Here is a 16,273-nt window from a genome sequence, read left to right as displayed (position 1 = left end):
CGTGTCGATCCCGCTGCCCGGGCGCAGCTGGCGCGAGCGCGTGGCACTGTGCGCCACCATCCCCATCGACCGCGCCACGCCCGCCGACCTCGAACGCGTGCGGCAGGGCCTGCAGCACGCGGCGCGTCGCCTGCGCTAGCCGCTCAGACGACCGTGGCGCCGAGCGACTCCGCGACGAGGGCGGCCTGCGCCAGGTCGATCGTGACGCCGCGCAGGTCGACCTCGGCGAGCTGCACCCCGGACAGGTCGCTCCCGACGAGGGAGGCGCCTCGCAGGAGGGATCCCCGGAGCGAGGCTCGCGCCATACGGCAGGAGTGGAGCGAGGCACCCGTCAGGTCGGCCTCGGCGAGGTCGACCTCCTCGAGGTTGAGCCCGGTGAGCTCGACGCGCCGCAGGTCGGCCTGCCGCAGGGAGACGTAGGACCAGTCCCCGCCGTCGACGGTGAGGGGCAGCAGGGTGCAGCCGACCAGCTCGGAGCCGGTGAGCTTGCAGCCGACCAGGGTCGCGTCGAAGAAGGAGGTCCGCTCGAACGTGCAGCCGGTGAGCCGGGTGCGCTCGAGCCTGGCGGCGTTGAGCCTGACGTTGCGGAACCGGGTCCCCTCGAACGCACAGTCCGTGATGGTCGCCTCGGTCAGGTCGACGTCCACCAGCTCGCAGTCGACGAAGCGCTCCCCCACGAGCTCGCGGGCGTACCAGTCCTCGCCGGAGAAGCGCCGGCCCGTCACGTCGGTGGTCATGACGCCAGCATGCCAGTGCGGTGAGGGGGTTGACCGCTGAGGCTAACGCCGTTAGCGTCGGTGCCATGGCTAACGCCGTTAGCCCCTGGGTCGAGGAGGGCTCCATGTCCGTCCGTACGATCGTCACCGTGACCGGTTCAGTCGTGCTCGTCGTCGCGCTCGTCGCCGTCGGGTCCTACCTCTGGTCGCGTCGCAGCCCGCACGTCATCGAGGCCACCAGCGAGATCCGGGCCACGCCGGCCGAGGTGTGGCAGGTGCTCGTCGACAACGACCGCTACCCGGAGTGGAACCCCGCGATCACCCGCAGCGAGGGCCGTCTCGAGGTGGGTGGGACCGTCACCAACACCGTCCGCCTCGGGGACGGCACCATGACCTTCACGCCCGAGGTCCTGGCCGTGCGTCCCGGGCGCGAGCTGCGGTGGGTGGGCCGGACCTACCTGCCGCGGGTGGCGGACGGGGAGCACTCCTTCGTCCTGGAGGAGATCCACCCCGGAGTCACCCGCCTCACCCAGCGCGAGGAGTTCACCGGCGTGATCGTGCCGTTCGCGTCCGGTCTGCTGGCCGGGATGGACGAGGAGTTCGCCGCGGTCAACGCCGCGCTGGCACGCCGGGTGGAGGCGGTCCGGGGGTCCGTCGGCGCCGGCCGCTAGCGTCGACCCCGTGACCACGCCACCTGCCCCACCCCCCGTGCCCGCCCGCACGGCCCGCCAGGCCGAGATCGTCCAGGCGGCCCGCGCGCTGCTGACGTCCGGGGGGTGGGGCTGCGTCACGGCGCGCGCCGTGGCCGATCGGCTCGGCATCAAGGCCCCGTCGCTCTACAAGCACGTGACCGGGCTCGACGACATCCGGGTCGCCCTGCTCACCGATGCCCTGGTCGAGTCCGGCACCCGGCTGCACGAGGCCGTGGCGCAGGACCGCACGGTCGCGTCGGTCGCGTCGGCCTATCGAGACCTGGCGCGACGCGAGCCCCAGCTCTATCGCCTCGCCACGGTGGAGCCGCTCGCCCGCGACGCCCTGCCGGCCGGCCTCGAGGAGTGGGCCGGCTCGCCGTTCTGGCTCGTCACCCCCGGCGGCGACCCGGCCCGCGCCCAGGCCCTGTGGGCGTGGTGCCACGGCATGGCGATCCTCGAGATCGAGGACCGGTTCCCGCCGGGGTCGCCCCTCGACCAGACCTGGGCCGTCGGGGCGGCGGCGTTCGCGTCATGACGCGGACCCTGTGGATCGACGCGACCTTCCGGACGCTCGACCCCGACCGGCCCACGGCCACCGCGCTGCTGACCGAGGACGAGCACGTCCTGGCCGCAGGAGACGTGGCCGAGCTGCGCGCCCACACCACCGGCATCACCAGCACGATCGGCCTGGGTGGCGCGACGGTGACCCCGGGGCTGGTGGACGCCCACATCCACACGGCGGGCTACGCGCGCGACCTGACCACGGTCGACCTGCGGGACTGCACCACCCAGCGGGAGGCGCTCGCCGAGATCGCGCGGTTCGTGGCGGGGCTCGAGCCCGGGCGGTGGCTCTTCGGTGGGCGCTGGGACGCCAACGACTGGCCCGAGGGACTGCCGGACCGCGACGTCCTCGACCGGGTCTGCCCCGACCGACCGGCCATCCTGCCGTCCATCGACGGCCACACGCACTGGGTCAGCTCCCCTGCCCTGCAGCAGCTCTCGATCGACGACCACACCCCCGACCCGCCCGGCGGCACCATCGAGCGCGATGCCGTGGGCAGGGCGACGGGGATCCTGCGCGAGTCCGCCACCATGGCCGGCGAGCACCTCATGACGCTCCACTCCGGCGACCTCACCGACCAGCTGCGGGTGGCCCAGCAGCGCCTGCTCGCCGTGGGCCTCACCGGGGTCTACTGCTTCGACGGCGAGGACGCCACGGCGGCATACGAGACCTTGCGAGCCGCAGGCGAGCTCACGATCCGGGTCCACAAGTCCGTCCCGCTGACCGCCCTGGACCAGGCGATCGACGAGGGCCGCCGCACCGGCGACGGGGACGACTGGCTGTCCACGGGGCCGGTCAAGGTGTTCAGCGACGGTGCCCTCGGGTCGCACACGTGCCACATGGGCGAGCCGTTCCCGGGCGGCGGGCGCGGGATGGAGGTCATCAGCGTGCCCGACCTCGTGGACGTCGTCGTCCGGGCGACGCGCGCCGGCCTCGGCGTCGCCACGCACGCCATCGGCGACGAGGCCAACCATCGGGTGCTGACGGCGTATGCCGAGGCCCGGCGCCTCGCGGGGCCGCCGGCCGTGCGCCACCGGGTCGAGCACACCCAGCACCTGCGACCGGGCGACGTGGCACGGCTCGCGGCCCTCGACGTGGTCGCGAGCATGCAGCCGACCCACTGCACCAGCGACATCCGGCTCGTGGAGCGGCTGCTGGCGGGCCGGGACCTGCGGTCCTATGCCTGGGCGAGCCTGCTGCGGGCCGGGGCCCTGGTGGCGCTCGGGTCCGACGCGCCGGTCGAGGAGCCCGACCCGATGGCGGGGATCCAGGCAGCGGTGACCCGTCAGGAGCCCGAGACGGGCCACCCCGCAGGGGGATTCGAGCCGCACGAGAGACTCACGATCGACCAGGCGGTGCACGGGTTCACCGTCGCCCCGGCCCGGGCGGCCGGCCTGGCGGCACCCACGGGGACGCTGCGCCCGGGAGCGCCCACCGATCTCGTGGCCTGGAGCGGAGACCCCTGGCGGGTGCCCGCCACCGAGCTGGGTGCGCTGCGCGCCCTGACGACGGCGGTCGGCGGCGTGGTGCGTCGCACCACGGCGTGACGGGTCAGGCCCCGGACGCCCCGACGCGCTCGACGTTGCTCGACAGCCCCTGGATGACGCGCGGCTTGGGCGCGATCACCGTGGCGGCCGGCGGGACGTCGCGCAGGACGGCGACGTTGGGCCCGATGGCGGCATGGTCGCCCACGGTGATCTTGCCGGCCACGACCGCGTTGACGCCGATGCTGACACCGTCGCCCACGACGGGAGCCTGGTCGCCGAAGGTCTCGCCGCCGGTCGTCCCCCCGATCGTGCAGCCCTTGCGCAGCACGCAGTCGTCGCCGATGACCGAGCCCGGGTGGATGCCGATGGCGGCCTCCTGGACGATGACGCGCCGGCCGATGCTGGCGGTGCGCGGGATGTCGATGCCGTAGACGTTGACCGAGACGCGGTGGCCGACGGTGTAGGCCAGCTCGGCGCCGCGACGCTTCCAGGTCGGCTCGTGGTCGGAGTCGAGGGCCCACCGACCGAGGCGGTAGGCGGCCAGCGCGTGGAAGCCGGGCTCGAGCCACCCGAGGTTGGTCTGTCTGTCCTCGCGGATCGTCCGCAACAGGGCGGAGCCGTCGAGCAGACGGGCCTTGAGGGGGTTGGCCGGCCGTGCGGCGTCATGCTGCGTCATCGATGCTCCTCCGCGTGCGGCAGCCCCGCTCCTGACGTCACGATCGCGGTTACGCTGCGTGATGGGGTGGCGACACCCACACCTGGGGCTCACCATATCGGGGAAACCTGGGTGGATCCGGGACCCGCCACGACCGAGAACGTCAAACCGTCGATGCGCGTCCGCAGCTCGGCGTCCTCGGACAGCTGTCGACCCACCTCGGCGAGCACCAGGTGCAGGGTCTCGCGGTCCAGCCCCCGCGGCACGACCACGTCGACCCGCAGCTCGCCGGAGGGGGTGAGCCCTCCGACCCGGACGTCCTGGACGAGCCCCGCCAGCCGCTCCTCGGCGAGCACCACCCGACGACCGCCGTCGATCGACTCCTGCACCACCACGTCGCGGTCGGCCGGCACCCAGGCCCGCCCTTGGGCGAGGGCGTAGACCATGGACGGCCGCAGGACCCGGTGCTGGTCCGACCCCAGGTCGAGCACGAGCAGGTCGCAGCGCTCCTGGACGGCGGCCTGGCCGAGGGTCTGGGCGGTCACGGGGACGGGTCGGGCCGAGGGGTCCCACGCGGCCAGGGTCGCGAGGCCGGTGAACGCCGGCAGGGCCCGCTCGCCATCGGGGCTGGTCAGGACGACGGTGGCCATGTCCGCCACGGAGTCGGTGCCCACGGCCGCCCCCTCGCCCGGCGCCGCGACGACGGGCACGAAGAACCGGGCCGCCGACACCGCGCTCATGAGGGACTCGTCGTCCACGTCGCCGTCCAGCGCCGCGGCGAGCCGCGGGTCGACCTCGCCCCGGTCGTCGCTGAACGGGTTGTCGGTCAGCTCGCGGCCGTGCCACGGCACCCCGCCCGTGTCGTGGCCATGGGAGGCGTCGTGGCCCGCCATACGGCGCTCGATCCGTGGGTCGCGCTCTCGGTCGCTCATCGCCGCCAGCTCGGCCGGCCGGCCGCGTCGAGGGCCTCGGGGAGCGTGAAGGCGCCCTTGTAGAGCGCGGACCCGACGATCGCGCCCTCGACCCCCTCGGCCACGAGACCCCGGATGGCCACGATGTCGTCGAGGGTGGAGAGGCCTCCGGAGGCGACGACGGGGCGGTCGGTCGCGGCGCAGACCTGACGCAGCAGGTCGACGTTGGCGCCCGCCATCATGCCGTCCTTGTTGACGTCCGTGACGACGTAGCGGGCGCAGCCCTCGGCGTCCAGGCGCGCCAGCGTCTCCCACAGGTCGCCGCCGTCCTTGGTCCAGCCGCGGGCCGCCAGGGTCGTGCCGCGGACGTCGAGGCCGATCGCGACCCGGTCACCGACCTCGGCGATCGCGCGCCGCGTCCACTCGGGGTCCTCGAGCGCGGCCGTGCCGATGTTGACCCGGCGGCAGCCGGTCGCGAGCGCCCGCTCGAGGCTCGCCTGGTCGCGGATGCCGCCGCTGAGCTCGACCTTGAGGTCCAGCCGCCCGACGATGTCCGCCAGCAGCTCGTGGTTGGACCCGCGCCCGAAGGCCGCGTCCAGGTCGACGAGGTGGAGCCACTCGGCGCCCTGGTCCTGCCACGCCTTGGCGGCCTGCCAGGGATCGCCGAACTCGCCCCCCGAGCCGGCCACTCCCTGGACCAGCTGGACGGCCCGGCCGTCCACGACGTCGACGGCGGGCAGGAGCTCGAGGCGGGGTGCGTCAGTCACGGGACCGACGCTATCGCGCTCGCCCGGCGTGGCGCCGCGGGCGGTCACCGGGTGGGCAGCAGCCGCCGGTGGCGCTCAGCGCGCCAAGGCGCCCAGCGCCTCGACGAGCCGGTGGACATCCTCGTCCGAGGTGTATGGCGCCAGGCCCACCCGCACGCCGACGTCCGGCTCGAGGCCCAGCCGCCGCCAGGCCTCGTAGGCGTAGAAGTGCCCGGCCGGCGCGAGGACGCCCTGCTCGAGGAGGCCGCGGCTGACCTCGTCGCCGGGCACGCCGTCGACGACGAGGTAGGACGTGGGTGTGCGCTCCTGCGCGCGGGACAGGACACGCACGCGAGGCAGCTCGACCAGGCTGTGCTCGAGGAGGCGGTGGAGGCGGTGCTCGTGCTCGTGGACCGCCTCCCACGAGGCGCTGAGCCGAGCGCGCCGGGTGGGGGCGTCGCCGGGTGCCAGCCCCGCGATCAGGTCGACCGCCGCCGTGACCCCGGCCAGCAGCTCGTAGGGGAGGGTGCCCAGCTCGAAGCGCTCGGGGACCTCGTCGGTCGACGGGAGCAGCTTGTCGGGATGCAGCTCGTCCAGCAGCGCCGGGTCGGCGGCGAGGACGCCGCAGTGCGGCCCGAGGAACTTGTAGGGAGAGCACACCAGCGAGTCGGCGCCGAGGGCCTCGCGGTCGACCAGGCGGTGCGCCGCGAGGTGGACGGCGTCGACGTGCAGGAGGGCGCCGGCGTCGTGGGTGATCTCGGCGGCCCCGGCCACGTCGGGGATCGTGCCGAGCAGGTTGGACGCGCCGGTCATGGCCACCAGGCGCGTCCGCTCCCCCACGACCTCGCGGAGCGCGGCGAGGGGCAGCTCTCCCGTGGCCGGATCGAGCTCCCACCACCGGATGACGGCGCCGACGCGCTCTGCGGCCTGGGTCCAGGGCCGGACGTTGCTGTCATGGTCGAGGCTCGTCACGACGACCTCGTCGCCCGGCTGCCAGGTCGCCGCGAGCGCGCGGGCCAGGTCGTAGGTCAGGGCCGTCGCGCTGCGCCCGTGGACGATGCCGCGCGGGTCGCTGCCGAGCAGGTCGGCGCCCGCGGCGCGGAACTGCTCCACGTGCCGCTCGGCGTTGCGCTGCGACGCGGCGCCGGTGCCGCGGTTGGACAGCGGCGCGCACAGCGCCTCGGCGATCGCGTCGCCGATCTCGCGCGGCGTCTGCGTGCCGCCGGGCCCGTCGAAGTAGGCCGTGCCCTCCTCGAGGGCCGGGATGCGCGCGCGGAGGGCGGTCACGTCATAGGTCATGCCGTCATCCTGCCCGAGATGCTGCTCGGGCCCAGGACGGGGTGGGTTCATGACCGACGGCGCTCATCTGGAGCCAGGTGAGGATGCCGGACAGACGCGGGGAGATCTGCATCGCGCGCACGAAGGCCGGCAGGGGCCGGTCGTCGATGCGGCCCTCCAGGGCGGGACGGACCAGGTGCTCGTGCTCGTTGTCCTGCATGGCCCGGGTGATGCGGGTCGGTCGCCGGCGACGCCTCTCGACGCGCGCGAGGTCCTGTTCGCCGAGGGTCCCGCTCCTCAGGGGCGGGACGAGCAGGCGGGCCGTGGCGACGGCGTCCTGGACCGCGAGGTTGATCCCGACCCCCATCACGGGTGACATGGGGTGGGCCGCGTCGCCGATGCACAGCACGCCCGGCGCCCGCCATCGACGCACCATGCCGGCCCGGGCGTCGAGGAACCTCACGTCGTCCCAGGACCGGATGTCGGCGAGCTGGTCCTCGGTCCAACCGAACTCGTGAGCCAGGACCCGCAGCAGGTCTCCCACGTCGCCGCGTCGCCGCTCGGCGTCCGTCCCCTTGGCGAGGAGGTAGGCGACCTGGTGGTAGTCGTGGCGAGCCATGGACACGACCACGTGCCCGTCCACGAAGCGGGCGACCACGGCGTCGGCCTCGTCCTCGGGAGCCATCGGGACGCGCAACCACCACACGTCCATCGGCAGGTCGGACTCCACCAGCTCGAGGCCCGCGGCGTCGCGCACCGCGGAGCGGCGGCCGTCGCACCCGACGACCAGGTCCGTCGCCAGGTGGTGCTCCCCCTCGGCGTCGCGGTAGGTGAGACCGTCCACCGTGCCGGCAGGGTCTCGGGTGAGACCGGTCACCTCGCTCGACAGGCGCAGGGTGAACGTGGGCTCGGCCTGCGCGGCAGCTGCCAGCAGCGAGAGCAGGTCCCACTGCGGCACCATCGCGAGATGCCGGTACCGGCCCGGCATACGGCCCAGGTCGCCCATCGTCACGTCGCGGCGCCCGATGCGCATCCGCATCGACGTCATCCGGCCCGCCGGGATCCGTCGGAACGCGTCCCCCAGGCCCAGGTCGTCGAGGAGCCGCAGGGTCGGCGGGTGGACCGTGTCGCCGCGGAAGTCGCGCAGGAAGTCGGGGTACTTCTCGAGCACGGTCACCTCGACGCCCGCACGCGCCAGGAGCAGGCCGAGGACCATCCCGGCCGGTCCGCCGCCGGCCACCGCCACAGATGCAGGTGCAGGTGCAGGTGCCATGACCCCCATCCTGCCTGGCCACCTCAGCGCAGGGTCGCGACCCAGTTGGCGAGCAGCTGCATCCCGGCGTCACCGGACTTCTCGGGGTGGAACTGGGTCGCGGACAGGGGGCCGTTCTCGACGGCGGCCACGAACCGCGCACCGTGCTCGGACCAGGTCACGCGGGGGGCGACGGCCTCGAACGGCCCGTGCGGGTCGAGGGTCCAGTCCTGCACGCCGTAGGAGTGGACGAAGTAGAACCGCTCGTCCTGGACCCCGTCGAACAAGACGGTGCCCTCGGGCGCCTCGACCCGGGACCAGCCCATGTGCGGCACGACGTCGGCCGGCAGCCGGTCGACGGTGCCGGGCCACTGGTCCAGGCCGGGCACGGCGCCCTGCACGGACGGCTCGCTGGAGCCCTCGAACATCGCCTGCATCCCCACGCAGATGCCGAGCACCGGGCGGGACCCCGAGAGGCGGACGTCGATGAGACGGTGACCGTCGACCGCCCGAAGCCCGCGCAGGCAGGCGTGGAAGTTGCCCACCCCCGGGACGAACAGCCCGTCGGCGTCCAGCACGCGGCGCTCGTCGGCGGTCAGCGTCACGTGGGCGCCGACCCGCTCCAGGGCACGCACGGCCGAGCGGACGTTGCCGCTGCCGTAGTCGAGCACGACCACCTCGGGTGCGGTCACAGACCCTCCTCCACCTCGGCGTCCAGACGCTGCTCGTCGGACACCACCTTGTCGAACCGTCGGACGGACTCGTCCTTGGGCGTCACCAGCTCGGCACCCGGCAGGTCGGCGGCGGACGTGCCGCGCACCAGCTCGGCGTGCGGGAGCCCCAGCAGGACCGCCAGGTCGAGCAGCACCTCCTCGGCCGTGCCACCAGGGTCGGCGAGGACATCCTGTATGGCGCCCGGCGCGCCCTGGTCCCGGGCGAATCCCGCGGCCCGGGCGAGGTCGGTCGGGCGCGCCAGGGGGAAGCCGGGCACGGGGCCCGGGCCCTCGCCCGGGGTCCACACGACCCAGCGCGCTCCCCCGCGCCAGCGCCCCGGCCAGCAGGTGACCACGGCACGGCCGTCGTCGACGAACAGCCCCACGGCGGGACGCAGGTCGTGGCGCAAGGGGTGGGCGGCGAGCATGGCCACGCCGTCGCGGTAGGGGGCCATGGCGCGGCTGGGCCCGGCCGCGACCAGCGCGGTCCAGCCCCGGCCGGAGGCCAGGTGTCGGCCGGAGGCCTGGTGCCTGGCGCGTGGCCGGGCTGCGGGACGGGGCGGAGGCACGGCCGAGTGCCCGGCCGGAGGCACGACGTAGACCGGCAGGGTGCCTCGTCGCACCCACCGGATCACGCGATCGCGTCGGCCCCTGACCAGGAGCACCCCGTGCTCCATGACCGTCAGAGGGCTCCCTTGGCGCTGGGGATGCCCTGGACCCGGGGGTCGGGCTGGCAGGCGAACCGCAGGGCGCGGGCGAAGGCCTTGATCTGCGCCTCCACGACGTGGTGGGGGTCGCGTCCGGAGAGCACCCGCACGTGCAGGGCGATCTGGGCGTTGTGCGCGACGGACTCGAAGACGTGGCGCGTGAGCGAGCCGACGTACTGGCCGCCGATGATGACGTACTCCTGGCCGGCGGGCTCGCCCTCGTGCACGACGAACGCGCGCCCGGCGACGTCGACGACGGCCTGGGCGAGCGCCTCGTCGAGCGGGACCATGGCGTCGCCGAAGCGCGAGATGCCGCGCTTGTCGCCGAGCGCCTCGCGCAGCGCCTGGCCGAGGCAGATCGCGACGTCCTCGACGGTGTGGTGGGCGTCGACGTCGACGTCGCCCTCGGCGCGGACGGTGAGGTCCATTAGCGAGTGCTTGGCGAGCGACTCGAGCATGTGGTCGTAGAAGCGGACGCCGGTCGAGACGTCGCCGCGACCGGTGCCGTCGAGGTCGAGGGTGAGCTCGATGCGGGACTCGGAGGTCGCCCTCGTGATGGTGGCGGTGCGGTGGGTCGTGCTCGGTGCCTGCAGGTCGGTCATCAGGACTCCAGTCGGTGGGTCGGGGCGAGCTCGCGCAGGGCGTCGAGGAAGGCATCGGTCTCGGCCGGCGTGCCCGCCGTCACCCGAAGGTAGTGCGGGATGCCCACGTCGCGGACGAGGACACCCCGGTCGAGCAGCGCCTGCCAGGTGGCGTGGGCGTCCGCGACGTTGCCGAAGAACACGAAGTTGGCGTCGCTGGCCACGGGGGTGAACCCCATCGCGGACAGCTCGGCGACCGTGCGGTCGCGCTGCTCCTTGATGGCCTCGACGGTGCCGAGCATCAGGTCGCCGTGCTCGAGGGCGGCCCGCGCGACGGCCTGCGTCACGGACGACAGGTGATAGGGCATGCGGACCAGGCGCAGCGCGTCGACGAGCGCCGGGTCGGCGGCCAGGTAGCCGAGACGTCCCCCGGCGAGCGCGAAGGCCTTGCTCATCGTGCGGGTGACCACGAGCCGCGGGCGACCGGCCAGCAGCGTCAGGGCGGACGGGGTGCCGGGGCGGGCGAACTCGGCATACGCCTCGTCGACGATGACCACCGCGCGAGGGGCGGCGTCGTGGACGGCCTCGACCGTCTCGAGGTCGAGGGCGGTGCCGGTCGGGTTGTTGGGCGAGCAGAGGAAGACCAGGTGCGGGTCGACGTCGCGGACCTGCGCCACGGCCGAGGCGGTGGACAGGTCGAAGCGGTGCGCGACGTCGTCGAAGCCCTCGCCGCGGCGCCCGTGCACGAACGCCGTGCCGGTTGTCTCGGTGATGATCGGGTGCATCGAGTAGGCGGGCGTGAAGCCCAGCGCCCGGCGGTCCGGCCCGCCGAAGGCCTGCACCAGGTGCAGCAGCACCTCGTTGGAACCGTTGCCCGCCCACACCTGGGCCGCGTCGACGGCGACCCCGGAGGTCCGGGTCAGGTAGCCGGCGAGCGCCTCGCGCAGGGCGGTGAACTCGCGGTCGGGATAGCGGTTGAGGTCGGGGACGACCTTGGTGACCGCCTCGGCCACCGCGTCCACGACGACCTGCGGCACGGGGTAGGAGGACTCGTTGGTGTTGAGCTGGACCGGGACGTCGAGCTGCGGCGCGCCGTAGGCCGTGCGACCGCGCAGGTCGGGGCGCAGCAGCTCCTCGATCGCTCCGGCCGCCCGCTGGGTGCGGTCGGTCATGCGGGCACCTCGTCGCCGAACCGCGCCGTGACCGCCTGCCCGTGGCCGGGCAGGTCCTCGGACTGGGCGAGCGTGACCACGTGCCGGGCGACGTCGCGCAGCGCCGCCTCCGAGTAGTCGACGACGTGGATCCCGCGCAGGAAGGACTGGACCGACAGGCCGCTGGAGTAGGCCGCGGACCCTCCGGTGGGCAGCACGTGGTTGGATCCCGCCGCGTAGTCGCCGAGGCTCACCGGCGAGTAGGGGCCGACGAAGATCGCGCCGGCGTTGCGGATGCGGGCGGCGACCGCGGCGGCGTCGCGCGTCTGGACCTCGAGGTGCTCGGCGGCGTACGCGTCGACCACGCGCACCCCCTCGTCCAGGTCGTCCACGAGGACGATGCCGGACTGGGTGCCGGTCAGCGCGGTGCGGACCCGCTCGGCGTGCTTGGTCTCGGGGACGCGCCGCTCCACGGCCGCGACGACGGCCCGGGCCAGCTCCTCGGAGTCGGTGACCAGCACGGACCCCGCGAGCGGGTCGTGCTCGGCCTGGCTGATCAGGTCGGCCGCCACGTGGTCGGGGTCGGCCGAGTCGTCGGCGAGCACGGCGATCTCGGTCGGGCCGGCCTCGGCGTCGATGCCGATGACCCCCTGCAGCAGGCGCTTGGCCGACGCGACGTAGACGTTGCCCGGGCCGGTGACCAGGTTGGCGGGCTCGATGGCCGGGGTGCCGGTGGCGTCGTCGGCGGCCACGCCGTAGGCGAACATGGCGACGGCCTGGGCCCCGCCCACGGCATACACCTCGTCCACACCGAGGAGGGCGCACGCGGCGAGGATCGTCGGGTGCGGGTAGCCCGCGAACACCCCGGAGCTCTCGCGCTGGGGCGGGCTGGTCACCGCGAGGGAGCCGACGCCGGCCTCCTGCGCGGGGACGACGTTCATGACCACGCTGGAGGGATAGACGGCCAGGCCGCCGGGGACGTAGAGGCCCACCCGCTCGACCGGCACCCAGCGCTCGGTGACGGTGCCGCCGGGGACGACCTGGGTGGTGACGTCCTGGCGCCGCTGGGCGCGGTGCACGCGACGGGCCCGCTCGATCGCGACCTCGAGGGCCGCGCGCACGTCGGGGTCGAGCCGCTCGACGGACGCGGCGAGCACGTCGGCCGGGACCCGCAGGCTCGGGGACCGGACCCCGTCGAAGCGCTCCCCCAGCTCCAGCAGCGCCGGCGCCCCCCGATGACGCACGTCGTCGCAGATCGGACGGACGACGTCGAGAGCAGCCTCCACGTCGAGCTCGGCCCGGGGCAACGTGTCGCGCAGCGCGCGTGCGTCGAGCACGCGACCGCGCAGGTCATCGATCGAGAGCATGCGGGCCAGTCTAGGCGGTGGGTCGGACAGGCCTGTCGGTCGTCTCAGCCACAATGGGCCGTATGACGATCCCCCTGGCGCCTCACCGACTGCCCGACCTTCCGGGCGTGCCGACGGAGTACCACCAGCTCCTGCGGGGCCCCCGCCACCGGTGGTGGCGCCCGCTGCTGTCGATCGTGATCGTGGTCGCCTCGCTCCTCATGGTCGTCATCGCGATCTCGGGGATCGCGGCGGCGGTGGTGGTCGGGGCCGGGGGCGACCTCGAGGAGTGGACGGACTCGGCGGCGTCCGGCCGGATGTCGCCGTCGGCCTTCCTGTCGACCAACCTCATGCTCGCCGCGCTGATCCCGGTGTCGTTGTTCGCGATCTGGGTCGGGCACACCGTGAACCCACGCTGGCTGCAGTCGGTGACGGGCCGGTTCCGCTGGGGCTGGTTCGCGCGCTGCCTGGCGGTCCTCGCGCCCCTGTGGCTCGCCTACCTCGCCATCGGCACGCTCGTCGACGGGCTGCCGGAGGGCGGACGCTCCAAGGAGTGGGCGGCCCTGCTGGTGATCATGCTCCTCACCACCCCCCTGCAGTGCGCCGGCGAGGAGCTGCTCTTTCGCGGGTGGGTCATGCAGAGCATCGGGTCGTGGTTCGCCCACCGCTGGGTGGCCCTCGCGGTGCCGATCGTCGTGTCCTGCCTGACGTTCGGGGCCGCGCACGGCAGCTCGGACCCGTGGATCTTCGCCGACCTCGCCGTCTTTGCCGTCTGCGCCTGCCTGCTCACCTGGCGCACCGGGGGGCTCGAAGCTGCGATCGCCCTGCACATCGTCAACAACATGCTGGTCATGGCGCTGTCGCTCACGCTCGGCGGCTTCGACGAAGGCTTCATCGACGGCGACACCAAGGGGTCCCCGCTGCCCGTGCTGACCTCGGTCGTGATCATGTCCATCGCCTACGCCCTCGTCTCGTGGCAGGCACGACGCGCCGGGATCCAGCGCCGCTCCACCCCGCAGATCCCGCCACCGCCCCAGGTGCCGCTGCCGGCCGGACAGGCCTGGCCGGCGCAGCCTGCCGCGCCTCAGGGCGGCTGGTCCCCCGCGCCGCCGCAGCAGTCGCCCACCTGGCAGCCACCGGGGCAGGTACCGGGGCAGGCGGGCGGCCAGGCCGGCGGATGGCACCCGCCATACGGCGGCTGACCAGGCCATGGGTCCCGCGACGGGTTCCGGATCCTCGCTCGTCTCCGTCGGCAGCACCGCCGACGTCGTCCGCCTCGTGCTCGTCGTCACGCTGCTCGCGCTCGCGGCCGCAGCGGTGCACCGGTGGGGCGGCCTCGGTCACTCCGGCGCCACCCTCACCGCCGCCGCCCGGGCGACCGTCCAGCTGGGCGTGGTGGGGCTGCTCATCGCCGCGGTGCTCGGGAGCTGGTGGCTCACCCTCGCCTTCGTCGCCCTGATGCTGGGCGTGGCCTCCCTCACCGCCGGTCGCCGGGTGCTGCCCGGCCGCGGGACCTGGTGGGCGGCGGCGCCGGTGTGCATCGGGGCCGTGCCCGTCGGGGTGGCGCTCGCCGCCTCCGGCGTCATCCCGCTGCGACCCGTGGCGCTGGTCCCGATCCTCGGCATCCTCATCGGCAACGCCATGACGGCGACCACGCTCGCCGGCAAGCGCACCCTCGACGCGCTGACGACGCGGCACGGGGAGTTCGAGGCGGGCCAGTCGATCGGCCTCGTCGACCGGGACGCGGCCCTGCTGGTCGCCCGGGAGGACGCCGCCCTCGCGCTCGTGCCCGGCATGGACCAGACCCGCACCGTGGGCCTCGTGACGCTGCCCGGCGCGTTCGTGGGGACGCTGCTCGGCGGGGCGACGCCGCTCGAGGCCGCCGCCGTCCAGCTCGTCGTCCTAGCCGCGCTGCTGCTCGTGCAGGCGCTCGCTGTCGTGGCGATGCTCGAGCTGGTCGCGCGTGGCCGCATCGGCGACTATGGCCGCCGCACCGACTGAGGAGGCGTCGCGGGGCGAAACCAGTAGCGTTCCGTCCTGAGCGGGTGCGACAGTGCCCAGATGCCCGCTGCCGAGAGTCCGGGCGGTCCGCCCTCGGCGACCGTGACCGGCAGACGAGCTGGAGCTGGGACTCGCGCGTCCGCGGCTGAGAGGTCAGGCGATCCGGTCGAGAAGCATCGAGAGCGGCTCGGGCAGCTCGTCGCGCGACAGCTCGGCGGCCAGCACCCCGGCGACCTGCTCCTTGCGCCCGGACGCGACACCGCAGAAGCGATGGAGCTGCTCGGCCAGCGGACGGTCGGCCCACGCCGGCTGGATCTGCAGCGCCTCGAGCTTGCCGCCGAGCCCGGCGCTCTGGATCGCCTCGACGGCGCGACTCGTCCCGAGGGCGCGGATCAGCTCGTCCTCCAGGTCCGCCTCGCACACGAAGAAGCCGTAGGCCGGGAGATCGCTCGCGTCGCTGACCGGCAGGCCGTCGGCGACGAGCGCCCGCTCGACGAACCTCGCCTCGGCCGCGTCGCACATCCCCAGGACGTCGGCGTCCGGCTGCAGCTGCCGGATCTCCGGCAGCACCCGCCCCACGTTGGTGACGCCCTGCAGGTTGCGCAGCTCGACGTGGTCGCCGCCGATGTCGTTGCGGTGCATGATCGCTCGCACGGCGGCGACGTCGCTGACGCCTTCGAGCAGGACGATGAGGGTGGGCTCGGCGCTCATGGGCCCACCCTAGAGGGGACCGCTCGGGAGGGCCTCAGCCACCAGCCGGCCCGGGCGACGAGGCAACGTTCGCTCGCCACCTTCTCTGGCGGGGCATCGGTCAGATCACGAAGGACCTGCCACCGGATCGCAGGGTCGGAGTCGGGCAGCCAGTCGATGGTGCCCCCACGCTAGGAGGGGTTGCGGACGTCTCCCATCCGGGTGCGACGAACGGGTCGGCCGCACCCGGGCCGTGCCCGACCTGGATGCACCTCTCCCCCACGGTTCACTCGTATGGCGCTGACCCGCCGCGACCCCGATACGCTCCAGGCATGAATGTCGTCCACCACATCGAGCTCTGGACGACGGACATCGCCGGGACGGCGCCGTCGTTCGACTGGCTCCTGACCACGCTCGGATGGACCGCCGAGACCGACCCCGGTTGGCCTCTCGGCCGGACCTGGCACCACACCAGCGGGATGTACATCGTGCTGGAGCAGTCCGCGGCCGTCGACGGCGCCCACCACCGCACCCATGCCGGGCTGAACCACCTCGCCCTGCGGGTGACGGATCGCGCGCAGCTCGACCGGATGCGGGCGGAGTGTCCACGGCACGGCTGGGTGGAGGTGTTCGCAGACCGCTATCCCCACGCGGGTGGCCCGCAGCACACCGCGCTGTTCGTCGAGAACGCCGAAGGCTTCGAGCTCGAGCTCGTCGCCGACTGACCGGGGGGTTTGGGGCGGGTCCCCCTGCGACAGGGTCGATCCGGCAAGGGACACGCCGTG

At 74.0% G+C, this 16,273-nt stretch carries 19 protein-coding genes; 7 read left to right on the top strand and 12 right to left on the bottom strand.

The genetic code is table 11. The annotated features are described in order from the left end of the window. Nucleotide 1: 1 nt before the first annotated feature. On the top strand, nucleotides 2–139 hold the full coding sequence (locus tag B4E97_RS02685; protein WP_286958622.1) for a hypothetical protein: 138 nt from the start codon (nucleotides 2–4) through the stop codon (nucleotides 137–139). 4 nt (nucleotides 140–143) lie between these two features. Here the strand turns inward: B4E97_RS02685 and B4E97_RS02680 are convergent, their stop codons facing one another. Continuing rightward, complete coding sequence (locus B4E97_RS02680; RefSeq protein WP_286958621.1) at nucleotides 144–737, bottom strand: pentapeptide repeat-containing protein; 594 nt, start codon at nucleotides 735–737, stop codon at nucleotides 144–146. 65 nt (nucleotides 738–802) lie between these two features. On the opposite strand from B4E97_RS02680, the gene B4E97_RS02675 reads away from it, so the two are divergent. Genes B4E97_RS02675 through B4E97_RS02665 form a run of 3 tightly spaced genes read left to right on the top strand, consistent with a single transcriptional unit; the run spans nucleotide 803 to nucleotide 3,517 of the window. Further along, nucleotides 803–1,387, top strand: coding sequence for an SRPBCC domain-containing protein (locus B4E97_RS02675; protein WP_286958619.1), 585 nt, complete (start codon nucleotides 803–805; stop codon nucleotides 1,385–1,387). Between the two features lie 10 nt (nucleotides 1,388–1,397). Then, the gene (locus B4E97_RS02670; RefSeq protein ID WP_034252611.1) at nucleotides 1,398–1,943 is read left to right on the top strand and encodes a TetR/AcrR family transcriptional regulator; all 546 of its coding nucleotides are present in this window, start codon (nucleotides 1,398–1,400) and stop codon (nucleotides 1,941–1,943) included. Then, a complete protein-coding gene (locus tag B4E97_RS02665; RefSeq protein WP_286958617.1) occupies nucleotides 1,940–3,517 on the top strand; it encodes an amidohydrolase in 1,578 nt (525 codons plus the stop codon). Before B4E97_RS02670 ends, B4E97_RS02665 begins: the two co-directional genes overlap by 4 nt. Nucleotides 3,518–3,521: 4 nt before the next feature. Here B4E97_RS02665 and B4E97_RS02660 read toward each other — a convergent pair whose 3' ends face one another. The 10 genes from B4E97_RS02660 to hisD all read right to left on the bottom strand — a co-directional run bounded on the left by B4E97_RS02660 (nucleotide 3,522) and on the right by hisD (nucleotide 12,818). Further along, nucleotides 3,522–4,133 carry a serine O-acetyltransferase gene (locus B4E97_RS02660; protein WP_029211417.1) on the bottom strand — a complete coding sequence of 204 codons (612 nt, stop codon included), beginning with the start codon at nucleotides 4,131–4,133 and terminating at the stop codon, nucleotides 3,522–3,524. Nucleotides 4,134–4,222: 89 nt separating this feature from the next. Next, nucleotides 4,223–5,044, bottom strand: a complete 822-nt coding sequence (locus B4E97_RS02655; protein ID WP_286958615.1) for an SseB family protein — start codon at nucleotides 5,042–5,044, stop codon at nucleotides 4,223–4,225. Next, nucleotides 5,041–5,790, bottom strand: coding sequence for a bifunctional 1-(5-phosphoribosyl)-5-((5-phosphoribosylamino)methylideneamino)imidazole-4-carboxamide isomerase/phosphoribosylanthranilate isomerase PriA (gene priA / locus B4E97_RS02650; RefSeq protein WP_286958614.1), 750 nt, complete (start codon nucleotides 5,788–5,790; stop codon nucleotides 5,041–5,043). The genes B4E97_RS02655 and priA overlap by 4 nt, the downstream gene beginning before the upstream one ends. Before the next feature lie 75 nt (nucleotides 5,791–5,865). Further along, complete coding sequence (locus tag B4E97_RS02645; protein WP_286958612.1) at nucleotides 5,866–7,068, bottom strand: cysteine desulfurase-like protein; 1,203 nt, start codon at nucleotides 7,066–7,068, stop codon at nucleotides 5,866–5,868. A gap of 4 nt (nucleotides 7,069–7,072) precedes the next feature. After that, nucleotides 7,073–8,320: an FAD-dependent oxidoreductase gene (locus tag B4E97_RS02640; protein ID WP_286958610.1), complete on the bottom strand. Its 1,248-nt coding sequence runs from the start codon at nucleotides 8,318–8,320 to the stop codon at nucleotides 7,073–7,075. A 23-nt stretch (nucleotides 8,321–8,343) separates the two neighbouring features. Further along, nucleotides 8,344–8,991, bottom strand: a complete 648-nt coding sequence (gene hisH / locus B4E97_RS02635; RefSeq protein WP_286958608.1) for an imidazole glycerol phosphate synthase subunit HisH — start codon at nucleotides 8,989–8,991, stop codon at nucleotides 8,344–8,346. Next, on the bottom strand, nucleotides 8,988–9,635 hold the full coding sequence (locus B4E97_RS02630; RefSeq protein WP_286958607.1) for a hypothetical protein: 648 nt from the start codon (nucleotides 9,633–9,635) through the stop codon (nucleotides 8,988–8,990). The genes hisH and B4E97_RS02630 overlap by 4 nt, the downstream gene beginning before the upstream one ends. A gap of 59 nt (nucleotides 9,636–9,694) precedes the next feature. Further along, complete coding sequence (gene hisB / locus B4E97_RS02625; protein ID WP_286958605.1) at nucleotides 9,695–10,321, bottom strand: imidazoleglycerol-phosphate dehydratase HisB; 627 nt, start codon at nucleotides 10,319–10,321, stop codon at nucleotides 9,695–9,697. Beyond that, a complete protein-coding gene (locus tag B4E97_RS02620; protein ID WP_286958603.1) occupies nucleotides 10,321–11,472 on the bottom strand; it encodes a histidinol-phosphate transaminase in 1,152 nt (383 codons plus the stop codon). Before B4E97_RS02620 ends, hisB begins: the two co-directional genes overlap by 1 nt. Further along, nucleotides 11,469–12,818 carry a histidinol dehydrogenase gene (hisD, locus tag B4E97_RS02615; protein ID WP_029211426.1) on the bottom strand — a complete coding sequence of 450 codons (1,350 nt, stop codon included), beginning with the start codon at nucleotides 12,816–12,818 and terminating at the stop codon, nucleotides 11,469–11,471. The genes B4E97_RS02620 and hisD overlap by 4 nt, the downstream gene beginning before the upstream one ends. Nucleotides 12,819–12,880: 62 nt before the next feature. Here hisD and B4E97_RS02610 point away from each other — a divergent pair, with 62 nt between their 5' ends. Continuing rightward, complete coding sequence (locus tag B4E97_RS02610; protein ID WP_286958601.1) at nucleotides 12,881–13,999, top strand: CPBP family intramembrane glutamic endopeptidase; 1,119 nt, start codon at nucleotides 12,881–12,883, stop codon at nucleotides 13,997–13,999. A gap of 7 nt (nucleotides 14,000–14,006) precedes the next feature. Next, nucleotides 14,007–14,798 carry an ABC transporter permease gene (locus B4E97_RS02605; protein WP_286958599.1) on the top strand — a complete coding sequence of 264 codons (792 nt, stop codon included), beginning with the start codon at nucleotides 14,007–14,009 and terminating at the stop codon, nucleotides 14,796–14,798. Between the two features lie 153 nt (nucleotides 14,799–14,951). On the opposite strand, the gene B4E97_RS02600 is transcribed toward B4E97_RS02605, so the two are convergent. Beyond that, complete coding sequence (locus tag B4E97_RS02600; protein ID WP_029211429.1) at nucleotides 14,952–15,509, bottom strand: hypothetical protein; 558 nt, start codon at nucleotides 15,507–15,509, stop codon at nucleotides 14,952–14,954. 311 nt (nucleotides 15,510–15,820) lie between these two features. On the opposite strand from B4E97_RS02600, the gene B4E97_RS02595 reads away from it, so the two are divergent. Next, complete coding sequence (locus B4E97_RS02595) at nucleotides 15,821–16,213, top strand: VOC family protein (protein ID WP_286958597.1); 393 nt, start codon at nucleotides 15,821–15,823, stop codon at nucleotides 16,211–16,213. The last annotated feature ends 60 nt before the right edge of the window (nucleotides 16,214–16,273 follow it).

Origin of the sequence: Arsenicicoccus sp. UBA7492, assembly GCF_002479615.1 — a bacterium.
Classification (GTDB): Bacteria; Actinomycetota; Actinomycetes; order Actinomycetales; family Dermatophilaceae; genus Arsenicicoccus; species Arsenicicoccus bolidensis.
The sequence above is the reverse complement of the archived record's forward strand: the minus strand, read 5'-3'. Positions and strand labels throughout refer to the sequence as shown.